19 protein-coding genes are annotated in these 18379 nt (G+C 47.1%); 9 read left to right on the top strand and 10 right to left on the bottom strand.

Annotated features, from left to right (window positions below; all coding sequences use genetic code 11):
- Positions 1-40: 40 nt before the first annotated feature.
- The 4 genes from pcnB to panC are packed head-to-tail and all read left to right on the top strand — an operon-like array spanning position 41 to position 3634.
- Entirely contained in the window at positions 41-1483 is a 1443-nt protein-coding gene (pcnB, locus tag NOG12_RS06705) for a polynucleotide adenylyltransferase PcnB (RefSeq protein WP_418055307.1), read from the top strand.
- Entirely contained in the window at positions 1476-1955 is a 480-nt protein-coding gene (gene folK / locus NOG12_RS06700; protein WP_110075890.1) for a 2-amino-4-hydroxy-6-hydroxymethyldihydropteridine diphosphokinase, read from the top strand. The genes pcnB and folK overlap by 8 nt, the downstream gene beginning before the upstream one ends.
- Before the next feature lie 38 nt (positions 1956-1993).
- Positions 1994-2788: a 3-methyl-2-oxobutanoate hydroxymethyltransferase gene (panB, locus tag NOG12_RS06695; RefSeq protein ID WP_110075891.1), complete on the top strand. Its 795-nt coding sequence runs from the start codon at positions 1994-1996 to the stop codon at positions 2786-2788.
- A gap of 6 nt (positions 2789-2794) precedes the next feature.
- On the top strand, positions 2795-3634 hold the full coding sequence (gene panC, locus NOG12_RS06690; protein ID WP_153826804.1) for a pantoate--beta-alanine ligase: 840 nt from the start codon (positions 2795-2797) through the stop codon (positions 3632-3634).
- 33 nt (positions 3635-3667) lie between these two features.
- Here the strand turns inward: panC and panP are convergent, their stop codons facing one another.
- Genes panP through mpl form a run of 6 tightly spaced genes read right to left on the bottom strand, consistent with a single transcriptional unit; the run spans position 3668 to position 9798 of the window.
- A complete protein-coding gene (panP, locus tag NOG12_RS06685) occupies positions 3668-5320 on the bottom strand; it encodes a pyridoxal-dependent aspartate 1-decarboxylase PanP (RefSeq protein WP_110075893.1) in 1653 nt (550 codons plus the stop codon).
- A gap of 37 nt (positions 5321-5357) precedes the next feature.
- The gene (gene trmB / locus NOG12_RS06680; RefSeq protein ID WP_313932788.1) at positions 5358-6062 is read right to left on the bottom strand and encodes a tRNA (guanine(46)-N(7))-methyltransferase TrmB; all 705 of its coding nucleotides are present in this window, start codon (positions 6060-6062) and stop codon (positions 5358-5360) included.
- On the bottom strand, positions 6059-6841 hold the full coding sequence (locus NOG12_RS06675) for an ABC transporter permease (RefSeq protein WP_313932787.1): 783 nt from the start codon (positions 6839-6841) through the stop codon (positions 6059-6061). Before NOG12_RS06675 ends, trmB begins: the two co-directional genes overlap by 4 nt.
- A gap of 4 nt (positions 6842-6845) precedes the next feature.
- On the bottom strand, positions 6846-7781 hold the full coding sequence (locus NOG12_RS06670) for an ABC transporter ATP-binding protein (protein WP_153826805.1): 936 nt from the start codon (positions 7779-7781) through the stop codon (positions 6846-6848).
- 3 nt (positions 7782-7784) lie between these two features.
- Positions 7785-8405, bottom strand: coding sequence for a flavin prenyltransferase UbiX (locus tag NOG12_RS06665; RefSeq protein WP_110075896.1), 621 nt, complete (start codon positions 8403-8405; stop codon positions 7785-7787).
- 52 nt (positions 8406-8457) lie between these two features.
- The gene (gene mpl, locus NOG12_RS06660) at positions 8458-9798 is read right to left on the bottom strand and encodes a UDP-N-acetylmuramate:L-alanyl-gamma-D-glutamyl-meso-diaminopimelate ligase (protein ID WP_313932786.1); all 1341 of its coding nucleotides are present in this window, start codon (positions 9796-9798) and stop codon (positions 8458-8460) included.
- A gap of 146 nt (positions 9799-9944) precedes the next feature.
- Here mpl and NOG12_RS06655 point away from each other — a divergent pair, with 146 nt between their 5' ends.
- The 5 genes from NOG12_RS06655 to NOG12_RS06635 all read left to right on the top strand — a co-directional run bounded on the left by NOG12_RS06655 (position 9945) and on the right by NOG12_RS06635 (position 13969).
- Positions 9945-10919: a class 1 fructose-bisphosphatase gene (locus NOG12_RS06655; RefSeq protein ID WP_313932785.1), complete on the top strand. Its 975-nt coding sequence runs from the start codon at positions 9945-9947 to the stop codon at positions 10917-10919.
- Between the two features lie 78 nt (positions 10920-10997).
- Positions 10998-11525, top strand: a complete 528-nt coding sequence (gene ppa, locus NOG12_RS06650; protein WP_110075899.1) for an inorganic diphosphatase — start codon at positions 10998-11000, stop codon at positions 11523-11525.
- A gap of 8 nt (positions 11526-11533) precedes the next feature.
- Positions 11534-12232 carry an ABC transporter ATP-binding protein gene (locus NOG12_RS06645; RefSeq protein WP_110075900.1) on the top strand — a complete coding sequence of 233 codons (699 nt, stop codon included), beginning with the start codon at positions 11534-11536 and terminating at the stop codon, positions 12230-12232.
- The gene (locus NOG12_RS06640) at positions 12225-13478 is read left to right on the top strand and encodes an ABC transporter permease (RefSeq protein ID WP_313932784.1); all 1254 of its coding nucleotides are present in this window, start codon (positions 12225-12227) and stop codon (positions 13476-13478) included. Before NOG12_RS06645 ends, NOG12_RS06640 begins: the two co-directional genes overlap by 8 nt.
- A complete protein-coding gene (locus tag NOG12_RS06635; RefSeq protein ID WP_313932783.1) occupies positions 13475-13969 on the top strand; it encodes a DUF3299 domain-containing protein in 495 nt (164 codons plus the stop codon). The genes NOG12_RS06640 and NOG12_RS06635 overlap by 4 nt, the downstream gene beginning before the upstream one ends.
- A gap of 24 nt (positions 13970-13993) precedes the next feature.
- Here NOG12_RS06635 and NOG12_RS06630 read toward each other — a convergent pair whose 3' ends face one another.
- The 4 genes from NOG12_RS06630 to NOG12_RS06615 form a co-directional block, all read right to left on the bottom strand.
- Complete coding sequence (locus NOG12_RS06630) at positions 13994-14743, bottom strand: TIGR04219 family outer membrane beta-barrel protein (RefSeq protein ID WP_110075903.1); 750 nt, start codon at positions 14741-14743, stop codon at positions 13994-13996.
- A 14-nt stretch (positions 14744-14757) separates the two neighbouring features.
- Positions 14758-15183, bottom strand: coding sequence for a copper chaperone PCu(A)C (locus NOG12_RS06625; RefSeq protein ID WP_110075904.1), 426 nt, complete (start codon positions 15181-15183; stop codon positions 14758-14760).
- 35 nt (positions 15184-15218) lie between these two features.
- Entirely contained in the window at positions 15219-15530 is a 312-nt protein-coding gene (locus NOG12_RS06620) for a hypothetical protein (protein ID WP_153826813.1), read from the bottom strand.
- 156 nt (positions 15531-15686) lie between these two features.
- Positions 15687-18092: a TonB-dependent receptor plug domain-containing protein gene (locus NOG12_RS06615; protein WP_418055305.1), complete on the bottom strand. Its 2406-nt coding sequence runs from the start codon at positions 18090-18092 to the stop codon at positions 15687-15689.
- Positions 18093-18379 lie beyond the last annotated feature (287 nt).

Genomic DNA, 18379 nt, shown 5'->3' with positions numbered 1-18379 from the left:
AAGTAGCTAGCCTTATGAGGCAGCCACGCGCCTCACCTAAATGTACGGAGAAACCCCCATTATTAAGCGCATTAAAGCATTGGCAAAGCGAGCCCTACAACGTCAACCAGAATCCTCGCTGCCAGCAAATATTCTTGCCAAACCTATTGTTATTACTCGCGATCAGCATCCCATTTCGCGTAAAGACATTCCTGAGCACGCTTTAAAAGTCTTGTACCGACTGCACAATGCTGGCTACCAAGCTTTCTTAGTGGGCGGTTGTGTGCGCGATTTATTACTAGGTATTCAACCTAAAGATTTTGATGTGGCTACCAATGCTCAACCTGAGCAAGTGAAGGCGTTATTTCGCAACTGTCGTTTGGTTGGCCGTCGTTTTCGCTTAGCACACGTGGTTTTTGGCCGCGAAGTTATCGAGGTGGCTACGTTTCGCGGGCATCATGATAGCCCCGCCGATGAGCCGGCCAAGACTGATAAAATTGCCAAGCAAAATGCTGCCGGTATGTTGGTTCGCGATAATGTTTTCGGCTCTATTGAAGAAGATGCACAACGGCGTGATTTCACCGTCAATGCGCTCTACTACAACATCGCCGATTTTTGTATTTATGATTTTGCCAACGGGGTGAAAGACATCGAGGCCGGGGTGTTGCGAATGATTGGTGATAGTGCCACTCGCTACCGTGAAGATCCAGTGCGCATGTTACGCGCCATTCGCTTTGCCACCAAGTTAAACATGCGTATGGATAGCAGTGTTGCAGACCCCATTAAAGAACTAGCTCCGTTGTTGCAAAATATTCCTGCAGCACGCCTGTTTGAAGAAAGTCTGAAACTATTTACGGCTGGTAAGGGCCTCGCAAATTTTGAAATGCTGGTTGAATATCAATTATTTCAACAGCTATTCCCGCTGCTGCGTAGTTATCTGAAGGCCCTTGACGAGGCTCCCTATCAGTTGCTTAAACAAACCTTTGCAGATACCGATGAACGGGTCCGCAATGGTCAACGTATTACTCCGGCTTACTTATATGCAGCGCTATTGTGGTGGCCACTCCAGGCTCGCATGGAACAGCTCACCTTTGAAGGTGGTCTATCTCAGGCTGATGCACTTAACTTAGCAGCAGCCGATGTGATAGGTAAACAGGTGCAAAGTATTGCTATCCCTAAACGTTTCACCATTCCTGCGCGTGAGATCTGGCAATTACAGCAACGTTTAGAGCGCGCTCAAGGTAAACGCATTGGCATGGTCTTAGGGCATCCGAAATTTCGCGCTGCCTATGATTTCTTGCTCCTGCGTGCTAATACAGCGACCGCCCTTGAACGCGGTAAATTAGAGCAACTGGCACAGTTTTGGACCAAACAGCAACAAAACGGTACCCCTGCTATTGCGCCTAGCGCAGATGATGCCGGCAATAGACCCAAGCCTAAGCGGCGCGGCCGCAGAGCCGGACGTCGACGTCGAAGCCCCAAGCAAGAGAACTCTAATGGCTAAGGTTTATATCGCCTTGGGCGCTAATCTTGGCGACCCTGTGCAAACGCTAAAAGATGCTTTACTGGAATTAGCCAGTGGTCCTGCATTGCAGCAGCTTCGCGCCAGCTCACTGTACCGCAGCAAGCCAATGGGCCCGGCTGACCAACCCGATTATGTGAACGCGGTAGTGACTGCGACCACCGAGCTAGAACCACTAGCGCTGCTAGATTATCTGCAAGCCATTGAGCAGCAGTTCGGGCGCCAGCGTTTGCGCCACTGGGGCCCTCGCACACTCGATTTAGATATTCTGCTGGTGGATGACCTAGTGAGTACGAGCGAACGGTTAACGCTTCCGCACCCTGGCCTCTCTGAAAGAGATTTTGTGGTGGTGCCCTTAGCTGAGCTAGCGCCAACTTTAGTGTTACCTAACGGACAGACGCTACAGCAGTTAAAACAGTCCATGCAGCATCATGACCTCGTTAAGATTAGCTGATACAATCAAGTTCTGAGCTTTCCTGCAAGGAGTATCTGATGGCCGCTATGACCATAGCCAAACTAGCTAAGAAGAAGTTAGCTGGCGAAAAAATCACCTCAATTACGGCTTACGATGCCTCGTTTGCGAAGCTTTTTGCCGAGTGTGGCGTCGATTTTATGTTAGTCGGTGACTCCTTAGGCAACGTGGTACAGGGGCAGTCCAGCACCTTGCCCGTTACTCTTGCTGATATTGTTTATCACACTCAAGCTGTGCGCCGTGGTGCCCCTGAGGCTTTCGTGATGGCTGACATGCCATTTATGACTTATGCCAGCCCAGCCCAAGCATGCGATAACGCCGCTGAACTGATGCGCGCCGGCGCCAATATGGTAAAGCTTGAAGGCGGCGATTGGCTGCTTGAAACCATACGCTGTTTGGTTGAACGGAGCGTTCCAGTATGCGCCCACTTAGGGCTGTTACCCCAATCGGTTAATGTACTTGGCGGTTATAAGATTCAAGGCAGAGAGCAATCTGCGGCGGACAATACCTTGCGCCAAGCGTTGGCATTGCAAGAAGCTGGGGCACAATTATTGGTGCTAGAATGTGTGCCGGTGGCCCTCGGTCAACGCATTAGCGAAGCCCTGACCATCCCTACCATTGGCATTGGTGCTGGTCCGCATACAGACGGACAAATTTTAGTCATGCATGATATGTTTGGCTTAAACAGCGACTATTTACCTAAATTTGTAAAGAACTTTTTAGCTGATGCCGGTGATTTGCGCGGTGCCGTTGAGATGTATGTTGCGCAAGTTAAAGCCGGGCAATTCCCAGGTCCTGAACATTCTTTTGAGTAACCCACGATGCAACGACTCACTAGTCTTGAAGAACTTCGCGCTTGGCGTGCACAACAACAGGGGCAAGTAGCCCTCGTACCCACCATGGGGAATTTGCACGAAGGTCATTTGAAGTTGGTTGATATGGCGCGCCAACGGGCTGATAAAGTCGTCGTGAGTATCTTTGTTAATCCGCTGCAGTTTGGTCAAAACGAAGATCTTGATAACTACCCTCGTACCCTTGATGCTGATTGTCGCGCGCTCGCTGAACGTGGTGTCAGCGCCGTGTTTGCTCCAACCGTACAAGATATGTATCCACGCGGATTAGCGGAACAAACCACAATAGAGGTACCTGGTATCTCTACCATTCTTTGTGGTGCTAGCCGTCCTGGTCATTTTCGTGGGGTGGCTACGATTGTGGCGAAGTTGTTCAATATGGTGCAGCCAGATTTAGCCATTTTTGGTGAAAAAGACTTTCAACAATTACAAGTTATTCGTCTCATGGTGCAAGATTTGAGCTTGCCTGTGGACATTTTAGGCCTGCCAACTCAGCGTGCGACTGATGGCCTAGCACTCAGCTCGCGCAATGGTTATCTATCAGATACCGAGCGCCAGCAAGCACCACTGCTCTATCAACAACTGAAAACCTGTGCCGAACGAATCAGCGCTGGCGAGGATGCGCAGCAAGTGCTTAATCAAGCGGTGACACACATCACCGCTGCTGGCTTCAAACTAGATTATTTAGAATTACGCCAACATGCAGATCTACAACCTGCACAAGCAACCGATAAGCATTTAGTGTTGTTAGTAGCAGCTTACTTAGGCAGCACCAGACTTATCGATAACTTAAGTTTTAAGCGGTCTTAACCGAACCGCTTAAAACTCATGGTTAGGTACTGATTAGCGTTCGCGCACCAAACCCAGTTCACGAAGCTCAGTAAATAAAGCACCACGTAAACTCATCGCCTGTTCGGCTATCTCGCGTTGCTCTTGAAGGATTTCTGCGAGCATCTCATGAGTTGTTAAAGGATTCGCTAATACCACTCTAAACACCACTGTAGGCTCACGATGATATTGTGCGGGAGTCAGCTTAGTACGCGACACGAATGAGCTTCCCGTTTCGCGTTGGCGCTTCTGAATAAACCTGGTCAGTGCATTCAAATGAGGGGTAATGCGACGTACTTGCTCAGCATTAAGGCCTGCCAATAACGGCTTAATACGAGCGGGGACAAACCGATAGGTTAGAATGCATAGCTCGGGTTCAGTCACCACTTCAAAATCGTCTTGTGCGGCAATCAAGCGCGCAAAATCTTTAGCCTTGGCTAAGCTTTGATCAATTAACAATTCGTAGCCGCGCCGGCCCATGACATGTAGCGCCGAATACACCAACATGGCCATCCCCGGCCGCGAGCCTTCCATGGTATGTGCACCTAAATCCTTTGAACCATGGCGAATAATATATTCCGCATGATGCTCAATCGCGCGCACCATGCTTGGATCACGGAAGAGCACCATGCCAGCGCCCATCGGCACGTACATCTGTTTATGCGCATCAATAGTGACACTGTCGGCTCTCTCAATGCCATGTAACAATTGGCGATGATTGTTCGACAGCAAGGTAGCCCCCCCCCATGCGGCATCTACATGAAAGTGCGCACCAACCTCACTCGCCACATCGGCCATTTTGTCGAGTGGATCTATGTGTCCCGTTTCTGTGGTGCCCGCTACCCCAATGATCGCTAATACTTGCCCACCATCGGCTTGAACCGCAGCACAAGCTTCACGTAGCGCATCTATTTTGATCCGATTATTCTCGTCGGTAGCAACCGCTATTAAATTTTTTCTTCCGATCCCTAACACATCAGCAGCTTTGCCCAGCGAGTAATGACCACGCTCAGACACCATAATAGTCAGGCGCTTGTAGCCATAATGCAGTAATCCCGCTGCGAGCCCTTCACTAGCAATACCGGCGAAGCCTGTCGTAGGTTTTAGTAATAGATTACGTGCTACCCACAGAGCTGTCATATTAGCCACAGTCCCGCCCGAGCACATAGCTCCGAGCGAGTGCTGGGCGCTATGCATCCAGCGTTGATAGAAAGCTGCATCTTGTTGGTAAACGAGGTGATGAAGCATACCCAAGACATTGCGTTCGAGCGGGGTAAAGGCCTTCGAGGTTTCAATTTTGACTAGGTTTTGGTTTAAACCCACCATCAGCTTAGCCAGCGGCAATAAAAAATAAGGCAGTGCTGAGGTCATGTGGCCAATAAATCGTGGCGAACTGGTATGCACTGAATGAGCCACTAAATTATTTAATAAAAACTCAGTGTGATCCGATACATACTGCGGCTGTTCAGGAATTTCGCTGGCATTAAAGTTTTGCTCAATCTCATGCAAGGGCTTTTCGCGGGCGACGATGTGCTCGCCTAAAAAGCCCATAAGATTTTCACTGAGGTGCTTCTCTATCTTCCCGAGGGTAGAGTCTGGCGCCTCAGGAATGGTGAATATTTTTAGCAGCGCCTCTTGGCTTACTTCTGCAAAATGACTGTCACTCAAGCGTATTTCCTTGTGATTACCCGCGCATAAAAGTGCACTATTCTGCCTCGATTGCAGAAAAATAGCGACCGTCTTCTGGCAGCTTAGCGGACAACTCCCAAAGTTGCTGTCCACTGCGCTGATACTTACGCTCAAACGGCGTCATCGCCTCATGCTTAGCTAGCAAAGGTGTTAGCTGTGCAGCACAATTAACCAGCGCCAAACTACTTGCCACTTCAGTTAAATAGGTCACCCAATTAGAGCGCATGACCAAAGTACCCCCTAAGCCTAGTACATAAGGCCAGACCGGGCTACCATGCCAGCGACGACTAAAATGTGAGGCTTTAGGCCAAGGGTTGGGATACAGAATATAGTGTTTGTCTAACTGCCAATGCGCTGCTACTGCTAGTCGCCAGAAATCATTCAAATCCGCCCGAACTAATAGATAACGCTGGCCAGCTGCGGCAGTTGCGTATTGGGCATGACGGCCTAATCGGTGAGCTGATTTATCGACCCCGATAACTAATGCATCAGGATGCTGCTCGGCTATCCAAGCAGTGCTTTCGCCGACACCACAACAAGAGTCAAGAATCAGTGGCCCTTGCCAATCTGCTACTAACTGTTGCGCCTGCTCAAAAGCCTCGCGATTATGCGCTTGAATCGGCTTACGAAAAGGCGAGCGCAAATGGCGCATCACCACACTAACTAAATCGTCATGATTACCATGCTGATTGGTAGTTACGGATCTTGATTCATGATTCACGAACGAATCCCCGCGCCCCGTTGCAGCAGCGTATAAGCAAGAGCAAAAAGAATCAGGTTAAAGCCTATGAGTAATCCTAGGGCAAGGCCGATATTGACGTCAGTCACACCTAAAAAGCCATATCTAAATGCGTTCACCATGTACAACACAGGATTGATTTGCGCAATGTTTTGCCAAATCTCTGGCAGCATACTAATGCTGAAGAAAACCCCGCCTAAATAGGTTAATGGAGTTAATACAAAGGTTGGGACAATAGATATGTCATCAAATGTTTTTGCATGCACTGCGTTAATCAAACCACCTAAACTAAATAAAGTTGAGGTTAACACCACGGTTAAAATAAGAATGCCCGCATGATAAATTTGAATATTGTCGACAAAAATAAAAGACACAACCGTCACAATACAAGCCACAATCAAGGCGCGCGCTAAGCTTCCGCCCACATAGCCGGCAATAATCACCGCACTAGACACCGGCGCGACAAGCATCTCTTCAATATTGCGTTGAAATTTTGCACTGAAAAACGAAGATGCTACGTTCGAATAGGAATTGGTTATCACCGACATCATTATCAGCCCAGGGACAATAAATTCCATGTAGGGAATGCCATTCATGCCGCCTGATGCATCAATTCGAGTACCAATAATATTACCAAAGATGACAAAGTATAAAGTCATGGTAATGGCTGGTGGGACTAGGGTTTGCACCCAAATGCGCAAAAATCTTGTGCATTCTTTTATCCAAATAGTTTTTAATGCGGTATAAGTTAACGAAGCCATGTAATTATGCTGCTCCTTGTGGCTTACGGCCTTTTTCGACCAGGTTAACGAAAAGTTCTTCTAGACGATTTGCCTTGTTGCGCATAGACAACACTTGTATCGATTGAGCCGTGAGTTGTTCAAACACTGGATTCAAACCTTGGCTCTTTTCAACATCAACCTCAATGCTGTGATCATCAATTGCACGCCAAGTAAAACCCTCTAAGGTGGCACTAGTCACACCCGCTGGATACTCAACATCCAGCACAAAAGTTTCCATATTGAGAGTGGCTAAAAGCTTTTTAATCGATGTGTTCTCGATAATCGAGCCTTGGTCGATTATGGCAATATTGCGGCAAAGACTTTCCGCTTCTTCCAAATAATGCGTGGTCAGAATAATAGTAATTCCCTGCTTGTTAATCTCGGTCAAGAAATCCCACATGCTGCGACGCAGCTCAATATCAACGCCCGCGGTCGGCTCATCTAAAATAAGTAACCGCGGCTCATGAACTAATGCCCGCGCTATCATCAGTCGGCGCTTCATCCCACCCGACAGCATCCGCGCCGGTGCATTGCGTTTTTCCCACAAGCTTAGCTGCTTCAGATATTTCTCTGAACGCTGTTTAGCAAGCTGTCGCGGTACTCCATAATAACCGGCCTGATTAACCACAATCTGCTGTACCGTCTCAAACTGGTTAAAATTAAACTCTTGCGGAACCAGACCAATTTGACGTTTTAAGGCAACTAACTCGGTGTCTAAATCATGGCCAAACACACTTACTTTGCCCGCTGATTTATTAACTAATGAGGAGATAATTCCAATTGTGGTTGATTTACCAGCACCGTTAGGCCCCAGTAATGCAAAGAAATCCCCTTCAGCAACATCCAAATCAATGCCCTTCAAGGCCTCATGGCCACCTTTATAGGTTTTCTTTAAACCGCGAATAGATAACGCTTGCATAACTTATTTAGGCTCCTGTCCATAACCCCAACGCGGCTGTAATTGCTGCGCTAAGTTAAGATGATCGAGTATACGGGCCACCACAAAATCAACCAAATCAGCAATGCTTTGCGGTTGATGATAAAAACCTGGTGCGGCTGGCATGATGGTGACTCCCAACTGGGCTAATTTTAACATATTCTCTAGATGAATAGCCGATAGCGGCATTTCTCGAGGCACTAAAATAAGTTGCCCTCGCTCTTTGATAACAACGTCTGCTGCGCGTTCTATCAAGGTATCGCTTGCGCCGTGAGTGATGGCTGATAAAGTTCCTGTTGAGCAAGGGCATACCACCATCTTCTTTGGCGCTGCTGAGCCCGATGCGACCGGCGCGAACCACTCGTCTTTGCCATACACTTTCAGTTGTTCTGCTGACACCGAAAAATGCTCACACAAGGCCGCAGCCAAAGCTTTCGGATTTGCCGGTAACTGCCAATCTAACTCGGTTGCAAATACCACTCGGGCGGCACTCGACATTAACAAGTGAACCTGTTGCTGCTGTTCTAATAAGCAAGCAATCAGGCGCATTGCATAAGGTGCTCCAGAGGCGCCGGTAATGGCCACGGTAACTTGCTGGGCAGTCATGTCAAACTCCTTTGTTGAATAAGGCTATGAGTTACAAAAACAGTGGTCCAAACTAAGCCAATGCCTGCAGTAACCGCTGATGGATCTGGCCAAACCCGCCATTACTCATCACCACGATGTGGTCACCTGCTGCTGTGGCCGCCACAATCTGATCGACTAAGTGCTCGATTGAGTCGGCGACCTGCGCCTGCGGGACCAGCTCAGCCACAGACCACTGTAAGCCCTCAGGCTGAAGCATAAACACTAGGTCTGCCGTTGCTAGCGCCGGTGCTAATTGGTCGGCTAACACGCCTAGCTTCATCGTGTTTGAACGCGGCTCTAGTACGGCCAAAATCCGCTGTTGGCCCACTTTGGCACGCATTCCTGCCAAAGTCGTAGCAATCGCCGTTGGATGATGAGCAAAATCATCATACACAGCCACCTCGGCCGCTACCCCTTTTAGCTCTAAGCGGCGCTTGGTGTTGCGGTATTGTTTAAAAGCAGCACAGCTTACCGCAGCGCTCACGCCCACATGCTGGGCTGCCGCAATAGCCATCAAGCCATTGTAAACATTGTGGGTACCGATCAACGACCAGTGCACTTCACCCTGTTTTTGACCTTGCCAATAGACCGCAAAAGCACTGCCGTCAGCTTCGATTAACTGTGCTTGCCAGTCGCCCGAAACGATCCCAACCGTACTGGTTTCGCTCCAGCAGCCTTGCTGTAAAACTTGCTCTAGCGTCTCTGTTCCAGCCGGATAGAAGATTTTTCCATACCCAGGGACCACTCTAACTAGATGGTGAAACTGACGTTGAATCGCTGCTAAGTCGGGAAAAATGTCAGCATGGTCAAATTCGAGATTATTCAAAATGAGTGTTGATGGGCAGTAATGCACGAATTTAGAGCGCTTATCAAAGAATGCGGTATCGTATTCATCGGCTTCGATAACAAAAAAATCGCTCTCGCCCAAGCGCGCCGACTGCTCAAAATTAGCCAGCACTCCACCAACTAAAAACCCTGGTTTTAACCCTGCATAATCAAGTAACCAAGTGAGCATGCTAGCCGTAGTCGTTTTACCATGGGTGCCAGCCACCGCCAGCACCCAACGTTGCTGCAGCACTTCATCATGGAGCCACTGCGCCCCCGAGCGATACGGAATGCGTTGGTTTAACACTGCTTCTACCGCTGGGTTACCACGACTCATGGCATTACCAATGATCACTAAATCAGGCCGCGGCTGGAGCTGTGCCGGATCATAACCTTCGATTAACTCAATACCGAGTGCCCGTAATTGGTCACTCATCGGCGGATAGACCTGAGCATCACTCCCAGTAACCTGATGACCCAGCGCCTTAGCAATGGCGGCGATGCCTCCCATAAAGGTTCCGCATATGCCGAGTATATGAATATGCATGATGTGTCTCATTGCAGCAAAAAGGCTAGTGTACCACGGGCATGAAAATGCGCGAATTTCTGTGCAGGCAATTTGCCTAAAAATGCGGTAAACTTAGCAGCGTTTTTGCCACCTATCCGTAACACCAGCTACTGTACGAGGGTTTCATGCAACGCTTAATTCCGACCTTGCGCCAAGATCAGGTCGACGAGGCTTTAATTTCAGTTATTCATTCTTTGCAAATTACTGCGAAAGAAATTTCTTTCCGAGTTGGCCAAGGTGATTTAGCCGGTGTCCTCGGCTCAACCCTGTCAGAGAATATTCAAGGCGAAACCCAAAAGAAACTCGACATCCTATCCAACCAGCTCATTAAAGATATTTTGCTGGAATGCGGCCATGTGCGTGCCGTCGCTTCAGAAGAAGAAGAAGGAATCGTGTTGGGCCATGAAAATGGCGAGTACTTGATTGCGTTTGATCCGTTAGATGGCAGCTCAAATATTGATATCAACAGTATGGTTGGTACCATTTTCTCGATTTTGCCCGTTCCGGAAAATAATTCAGGCACTGCGGATATGTTCCTGCAGCCAGGTCGCAACCAAGTTGCCGCAGGATACATTTTGTATGGCCCATCTATCATGATGGCTTTAACGACCGGCAAGGGCGTTAAAATTTTCACGTTAGATCAGACCGTTGGTGAGTTTTTACTAACTAAACGCGATTTAGCAATAGCTCCTGATACTTCTGAATTTGCCATTAATATGTCCAATTACCGTCATTGGCAAGAAGGCATGCAACTCTACGTTGATGATTTGCTAGCAGGTACCAGTGGGCAGCGTAGTAAGAACTTTAATATGCGTTGGGTTGCCGCCATGGTGGCGGATGTGCACCGTGTGCTTATTCGTGGTGGCATCTTTCTGTATCCTTGGGATGCACGCTCGATTGATAAGCCCTACAAGCTTCGCTTGATGTATGAAGGTAATCCGATGGCCATGCTCGTAGAGCAAGCTGGTGGTCTAGCTCATAGTGGCGACATGGCTATTTTGGATATTCAACCAACTGATATCCACCAGCGAGTCGGCATTATTCTTGGTGCGCGCAATGAAGTGAATGCTTGTTTAGGTTATTTGAAAGCTTCGCAATAGCACCAGCAGCCTTTATAATAGGGCCCATTAGAAGAATTTAAGTTATCGTCATTTAAAACTAAGTAAACAGGACCTTTCATGAGCTTAAGTAATGTAAGCGCAGGTAATAACCTGCCAGATGAAGTAAACGTAGTTATCGAAATTCCGGCCAATGCCGACCCAATCAAATATGAAGTTGATAAAGAAACTGGCACCTTATGGGTTGACCGTTTTATGTCTACTCCAATGTTCTATCCGTGTAACTACGGTTTTGTTAACAATACCTTATCGTTAGATGGCGACCCAGTTGATGTGCTAGTACCTACGCCGTATCCGCTGCAAGCTGGTTCTGTGATTAAGTGTCGTCCGGTTGGCGTATTGAAAATGACTGATGAATCTGGTGAAGATGCTAAGGTCATTGCAGTACCAGTGAGTAAATTAACGAAAGAATACGATCACATTCAAAATGTTGATGATTTGCCAGAGCTATTAAAAGCGCAAATCACTCACTTCTTCGAGCGTTACAAAGAGCTTGAGAAAGGAAAATGGGTGAAAGTTGAAGGTTGGGGCGATATCAACGCTGCCAAAGAAGAAATTATGTCTTCGTTCGAGCGGGCGCAGAAATAAGAACCGCTATGGGCACCTGTATTGCAGTAAAACATCTCGAGTTTCGCTGGCCGGGTGCCCCTTCTCCCCTGCTAACAATCCCATCATTGACCATAGCTCGTGGTGAGCGAGTCCTCCTTCGTGGTGCCAGTGGTTCGGGTAAGTCTACCTTACTGAGCTTGATTGCCGGCGTGCACCAAGCCCCAGCTGGGCAACTCGAAGTATTAGGACATGATCTTGGTCGGCTTAGCCAACACCGACGTGACCAATTACGGGCTAATGAAATCGGCTATATTTTTCAGCAGTTTAACTTGCTACCTTTTCTTAATGCAGAAGAAAATGTCACGTTAGCAAGCCAATTTGCACCAGCTCGGCGCAAACGTGTGCAAAACCCTCAGCAGCATGCCCAGTCCTTGCTAAAACAACTGGGCCTAGCTGCGGCAGACACCCAGCGCTTGGCTAGCCAATTGAGCGTCGGCCAACAACAACGCGTGGCTGCTGCACGAGCCTTGTTTGGGGCGCCTTCTCTGATCATAGCCGACGAGCCAACATCAGCATTAGATGCCGAGCATCGAGACGAATTCATTCAGGTGTTATTCAAAGCTTGTGCTGCCAATCAAACCACACTGCTCTTTGTTACGCACGATCAAGGCCTAGCGCCAATGTTTGAAAGAACCATTGAACTTAGCGATATCAATCACGCACGTAAGGATGATGGCGATGCTTAAATTGGCTTGGGCTAGCTTACGTAATCGTCGTGCCAGCGCTATCCTCACGATTCTGGCAATAGCTATCAGTACGCTCCTGCTCTTAGGAGTAGAACGGGTGCGCGAACAAACCCAAGCTAATTTTGCTAACACCATTGCTGGCACTGATTTAATTGTTGGTGCCAGAACAGGATCAACCCAACTGCTATTAAGCAGCGTGTTTCACATAGGCAGCCTGAATAACACCCTAAGTTGGGATAGTTATCAGTATTTAACTAAGTTGCCCGGAGTTAAGTGGCATATTCCCATGGCTCTTGGCGACAGCGTGGCAGGCTATCCGGTAGTAGCAACCACCAGCGATTTCTTTAGTTATTTTCGTTATGGTGATGGACTCTCTCTAGAACTCGCTAAGGGTACTGTCTTTAGCGAGATGAACCAGGCCACTCTGGGTGCCGAGGTGGCAGCCCGGCTTGGCCTACAGCAAGGCGATCCGCTCACCTTGGCACATGGCAGTGGCGGTATCAGTTTTAGTGACCACGATCAGCACCCCTTTGTGGTGAGTGGCATTTTGAATCGTACTGGAACCCCCGTCGACCAAGCTGTCTATATTCATCTTGAAGGCCTTGGTCTCTTACACGGTGAGTTTGATCCCGAGCATAGCGCAGATCACGACCATGATGATCACCATGACCACGCTAGCCATGCACCTCCTGTTTATACGTTAAGTGCTGTCCTAATTGGGCTGGAAGCGCGTCCTTTAGCCTTGCGTATGCAACGACAAATCAATACCTACAAGAATGAACCACTCACTGCAATTATGCCCGGAATGGCGTTAACCGAATTGTGGCGCACCTTAGCTCTATTCGAACAAGCACTGCTAGCGATCGCCGCGCTCGTCGTCGCAACCGGTCTATTAGGAATGCTCACAACACTTTTGGCTAGCTTGCGCGAACGGCGCCGAGAAATGGCCGTGCTGCGAGCCCTTGGGGCCGGACCATTTAGTATTTTTAGCCTCCTGGTGAGCGAAGCTATGTTGCTTACCGTCATTGGCGTTAGTACTGGGGTTTTGTTACTGTTCTTAGGGTTAATGCTGGGTGGCGATCTATTACTCGCTCACACAGGTATGTTGTTAAGAGCAAGCCCTTTAACAAGTAACGAATGGGTATTACTGGCAGCCATTTTAGCTGCTGCTTTAATATTGAGTTTAATCCCTGCATGGCGAGCCTTCCGCAATGCACTAGCTGATGGTTTAACAATTAAATTATGATCAAACTTCGTCAATATGTTGCGTTATTACTGGTAAGCTTGGCGGCAATCGTGCCGGCTTTCGCTGCCGATGACTATGTGAATACACAGTGGAAAGAACTGGTTCCCCCAGGTTATAAGCCCCCGCCTGTTCGAAGCCAAGCTTTTTACGATGCCAATCCCGAATTAGCTAATCAACCTGAACTTGATGCCCCAATGGTAGCTGAGCTAGATGGCAAGAAAATAAAGATCCCCGGGTACGTGGTGCAGTTAGAAGGTGACGCAGAAAAAGTTACGCAGTTTCTGTTAGTTCCTTATTTTGGCGCTTGTGTACACGTGCCACCACCACCACCAAATCAAATTGTGTTGGTTGATTTTGCTGAAGGGGTGAAGTACGAAGATACTTTTGATGCCGTATGGGTAGAAGGAGTTATTAAGGTTGAACGCGTGGAAGGCGATGTAGCCGTGGTCGGCTATCGAATGACAGCCGCCACAGTAACGCCTTATTATTAAGGCTCCCATCAACTTACAGAGCGATTAGAAATGGATTTCTAAGCCAAGGTAAGGGCCTTTAAACTGAATATCTGAATAGATATTATCTAAGTCATCTAGTTCAATCGTGATATCTCGGTAGCCCAGTTGCAGATTTAAATTCACCGCCAAGCTATCTACTAAGCGATATTCAATACCAGCTTCAATGTCACGTACGCTGCTATCATCAATAGAAACCGCATTGGCTAAGCCATATAGCGTAAGGTCTGTGGCCGGAATACCGACCCGCACTTGAGCATAACCGGTTGGGATCCAGCCGTCGGCATCTAAACTGTTTTCGGCAGTAGCGTCTCTTACTGCCAATAAACCATCCACTTGTTTCGCAGTTATACCTAAATCAACACTCAGTAAATCGTTATCAAAAATTTCGTAGTACAACGTGTAGTCAGTATGGGTTAAATCGACACTGCTGTTTAGGGTTGTGCCCGCACTGTAACCGATGCCGTTATAACTAAAATCACTGCCAAGCGTGGTGACACCGTAGGTCGTTAAATCGTTGCGGCGCACCTTAAAGTTTGGCAACAATGGAATCGGATGCTCTAGTGCGACGTAAAAACTGTTTTGCGTTTCGTCAGCAAAATTAAATCCTTGAGTACCATTACCTGAGCCAAAATTACCCGAGTTACTGGTGTCCCAATATTGGCCACCGGCATAAATCCCTAAAATGGTATCTGCTTGTGCATTGGCACCTAACAGCAATGCGGGTAGTACTAACGCAGTAGCTAGTTTTCTCATTAATGCTCATCCTTTCATCGTATTGTTTTGACTACAGCAGTCATAGTGGCTGTATCACCATCATTAAACTCTAAAACAAAATCGACCGTTTCGCCTGGCTTAAACGCTTTTTTTACACCAAATAGCATCAAGTGATAGCCGCCCGGCTGAAACACTAGGGTCTGATTGGGCTCTATCACTAATTCTGGTACTCTGCGCATCCGCATCATACCATCACGCATAACGTGTTGATGTACCTCGGTGGCCCGAGCAGCATCAGTATTGGCACCGATCAAGACGACTGGTGCAGCCGAGCTATTACTGATAGTAAAATAGGCTGCTCCGTTCTCAGTACCAGGAATGGATTCTTTCATCCATACATTACTGATTTCTACTTCTGCAGCCGCAACTAGGTTAATACCACCACCAAGAAATACCAGTGCCAATAGAATTCGCCACATGATTTTGCTCACCTTGTTATTATTTGATAACAAGTCTACACAGTTTTAGGGCGTTTTCGTACCATTAGATAGATAATAAAACCGACCAATAAATAGGGCCATAACCAACTAAATAAGACCGCAGCTAAAGCGACACCGGCTGCGAGTAGCGCTACTGCAACACTACCACCAACCACTAGCACCGCACCAAATACGACAGCCGCGATGGTAAGTATCAATAATCCAGCGAAGCCAACACTGAAGATCACTCCAATAATAGCCCCGACAATAGCCAATAGTTCATCGCCAAAAACAACTAAGGCAAATAATCCTAACAGTATCCATAACCATGATGATTGTTTGTTCATTGCTTATCCTCTAAAAGATAGAAACCTCATAAGGTATAAAGCAATTACCATGCCGAAGTTAATAACGCTTTGTTTAATATAGATTTATAAGATGAAAAAGAAAAAGCCGCTAACCTAGGTTAGCGGCTTTGACCAATAATTAGCGATTTTTAGCTATTAAAAACTATAAGTCACTTCACCATAATAGTAGCCACCATTGAAACCAAACGGTGCGTTAGTATTTGGATACATGAAGATACCATTAAACTGGTTTGATGGGTCCTGCTTGTCTGGGTATTCGTCCAGCAAGTTTTGTACACCCACATTGAAAGATAAGTTGTCATCCATTTTATACTTCACGGAAAAATCAACTACCCATTTACCGCTAAACTCAGTTTGTAGCCCAGCATTATTCTCTAACATGTAATCGCCAAAGTAATTGAAGCCCAAACGAGTTTCAAAATCTTCAACAATCGAGGTAAAAGATAACGAGCCGCTATGCCGCGGTACTGAACGAGTCATGCGGGTTTGTTCCACATTATCAAACAGTTTATCTTCTAAACCATCCAAAATAGTTGGTAGGTTAACACCATCCACTTCCGTTTTATTATAGCCATAAGCCAATTGCGTTTTGAGTAGCGAGCTACCAACATCGAACTCTTGGGTTGCCACCACATCCACACCACGGCTTGAGGTATCTACTGCGTTAATAAAGAAGCGTGCGTTATCTGCACCAGCTGCCGCAAGCGCTGCAGCAACTGCGGGAGAATCGCTTGGAATTAGCGAGCTAGAGAGAATGATTCGATCATCGATATCAATTTGGAAGGCATCAACTGTTACTGACAGGCCATCGTCGCCACTCCAAACCAAACCAAAGCTTAAGCTTTGTGACTCTTCTGGTTGTAGCGCACCTAACTGCAGTGCTTGAGCTACCGGGCTTATGTTATTGAAGGTACCTGACTGTTCAGGTACTAACTCACCGTTACGGTTAACAAACAGAGTTGAGATATTCGTGAAATAGATTTGCTGCACACTAGGAGCGCGGAAACCGGTGTTCGCGGTAGCTCGAATAGCGAACTGATCAGTCACATCATAACGGCCCGAGATCTTCCAGCTGGTATTGTTACCGAAGTCTGAATAGTCTTCATAACGAACTGCTGCACCCCATTGAAACTGAGTAGTCAGCATGTTTTCAAGCTCTACATACAAACCCACGTTATCACGCGATTCATCTACTTCAGACTCAGGTTTAAACCCAGTGAAACCTTGGCTACCTCCTGGACGCCCATCGTAACCGCCGTTCTCATAAGATGCTGGCTCTCCCGCTGAAATCTTATAAGTGTTCTCACGATAGCTAAGCCCGAAAGCTACCGACAAATCTGAGTTATTTACAAACGGGAAGAACCGCTGAACGTCAACGCTAGCATTAACTTCATTCAGTTCTAGAGTACCTGCATCAAATTCTGTTGGCGTTGACGGACCAAAAGATGCGTTTAACGAATTCTCCAAGCGATATTGGAACTCACTGGTGCCCATACCTACGCTGGCATCTACGTTCCAATCAGCTAATAGGAATTTATAACCACCAACTACAGAAAAATCTGATGTTTCTGGGGTAAGAAGCGGCAGATAACCATCCGGATAGACTTCTGTTAAGTTACGGTTATCTAAAGCACGACGATAGAATGCACCAGATTGCGATGTTCTATCACTGTATCCACCAAAGGCGTACAATTCTCCTTCGTTACCCGCTGCCATATTAGCGTTAAAGAAGATAGCTTTGTTTTCAAACGAAGCATCACCAACATGATGACTTAATCTGTTGAAGGTTTCTTCGCGTGGATCTTCTTCACCGTTAATTAATTCATATTGCTGGCGTGGATCGGGACCGGCACGGTTAGTTTTATTTTTATGATGGTATTCAAACGCTAACATCAAAGAACCATCGTCACCCAGCGCAAATCCAGTGTTACCATGTACTTTATATTGGTCACCATCACCAATATAAGTCTGCCCTGCATTGGCTGTTATGGAGCCGCCTTCTGATTGATCTTTGAGTACAATGTTGATCACCCCGGCAATTGCATCAGAACCGTATAGTGCAGCTGCACCATCACGAAGAACTTCAATGCGCTTGATGGATGAGATAGGAATTGCGTTCAAATCGACGTTAGAACTACCACGCCCAGTGGTACCATTTAAATGCACGAGAGCACTACTGTGACGACGCTTGCCGTTAATCAAGACGAGTGTGTGATCAGGAGATAAACCACGTAATGACGCTGGGCGAACGGCATCTGAACCGTCGGTAATCGATGACGATGGGAAGTTAAAACTAGGCACTGCGTATTGTAATGCACGTGCCGTTTCAGTGATGCCGCTAGCCGCAAGATCTTCACCACTGATGATATCTACTGGCGCCGAACCGTCAGTCGCTGTGCGTACCGATAAACGAGAACCTACTACTTGGATGGTTTCTTCAGCTTCTACTGAAGCCTCTTGGGCAAGTGCTGAATGAGTCATTAAAGCTGATGGAACTGCTAACGCTCCCGCAATCAGATAACTTAACTTCGCGTATTTCATGTTCTTCTCCTGCTGATTATTATAAAAATCAAAGTACATATTAGCAGTACATTTATTCTTTTATATACATCAGTATCTTCTTGTATAGATCATAAAGCAATATGACCAAAGTCTGAGACTGCATATAAATTTAACATAGTTCAATGTTTATGCAGATTTATGAGACGAACAGACAGAAAGTTAAGATTATTGGACGCTCTGCGCGATCTTTTCGACCACGCAACGAAAAAACCCCTAGCATGGCTGCTAGGGGTTGTTCGTATTTGGTGCCTGGCGGTGACCTACTC

This window comes from Pseudidiomarina fusca, from assembly GCF_032227045.1.
Lineage (GTDB): Bacteria > Pseudomonadota > Gammaproteobacteria > Enterobacterales > Alteromonadaceae > Pseudidiomarina > Pseudidiomarina fusca.
This window is presented reverse-complemented; position numbering and strand designations above follow the sequence as displayed.

Excerpts from the sequence above, each read along its gene's own strand:
- NOG12_RS06625 (WP_110075904.1), bottom strand. The coding sequence starts at position 15,183 with ATGTGGCGAATTCTATTGGCACTGGTATTTCTTGGTGGTGGTATTAAC.
- NOG12_RS06645 (WP_110075900.1), top strand. The coding sequence starts at position 11,534 with ATGGGCACCTGTATTGCAGTAAAACATCTCGAGTTTCGCTGGCCGGGT.
- NOG12_RS06670 (WP_153826805.1), bottom strand. The coding sequence starts at position 7,781 with ATGCAAGCGTTATCTATTCGCGGTTTAAAGAAAACCTATAAAGGTGGC.
- NOG12_RS06640 (WP_313932784.1), top strand. The coding sequence starts at position 12,225 with ATGCTTAAATTGGCTTGGGCTAGCTTACGTAATCGTCGTGCCAGCGCT.
- NOG12_RS06615 (WP_418055305.1), bottom strand. The coding sequence starts at position 18,092 with ATGAAATACGCGAAGTTAAGTTATCTGATTGCGGGAGCGTTAGCAGTT.
- NOG12_RS06630 (WP_110075903.1), bottom strand. The coding sequence starts at position 14,743 with ATGAGAAAACTAGCTACTGCGTTAGTACTACCCGCATTGCTGTTAGGT.
- NOG12_RS06635 (WP_313932783.1), top strand. The coding sequence starts at position 13,475 with ATGATCAAACTTCGTCAATATGTTGCGTTATTACTGGTAAGCTTGGCG.
- pcnB (WP_418055307.1), top strand. The coding sequence starts at position 41 with ATGTACGGAGAAACCCCCATTATTAAGCGCATTAAAGCATTGGCAAAG.
- panB (WP_110075891.1), top strand. The coding sequence starts at position 1,994 with ATGGCCGCTATGACCATAGCCAAACTAGCTAAGAAGAAGTTAGCTGGC.
- NOG12_RS06665 (WP_110075896.1), bottom strand. The coding sequence starts at position 8,405 with ATGACTGCCCAGCAAGTTACCGTGGCCATTACCGGCGCCTCTGGAGCA.
- NOG12_RS06620 (WP_153826813.1), bottom strand. The coding sequence starts at position 15,530 with ATGAACAAACAATCATCATGGTTATGGATACTGTTAGGATTATTTGCC.
- mpl (WP_313932786.1), bottom strand. The coding sequence starts at position 9,798 with ATGCATATTCATATACTCGGCATATGCGGAACCTTTATGGGAGGCATC.
- panC (WP_153826804.1), top strand. The coding sequence starts at position 2,795 with ATGCAACGACTCACTAGTCTTGAAGAACTTCGCGCTTGGCGTGCACAA.
- NOG12_RS06675 (WP_313932787.1), bottom strand. The coding sequence starts at position 6,841 with ATGGCTTCGTTAACTTATACCGCATTAAAAACTATTTGGATAAAAGAA.
- ppa (WP_110075899.1), top strand. The coding sequence starts at position 10,998 with ATGAGCTTAAGTAATGTAAGCGCAGGTAATAACCTGCCAGATGAAGTA.
- folK (WP_110075890.1), top strand. The coding sequence starts at position 1,476 with ATGGCTAAGGTTTATATCGCCTTGGGCGCTAATCTTGGCGACCCTGTG.
- NOG12_RS06655 (WP_313932785.1), top strand. The coding sequence starts at position 9,945 with ATGCAACGCTTAATTCCGACCTTGCGCCAAGATCAGGTCGACGAGGCT.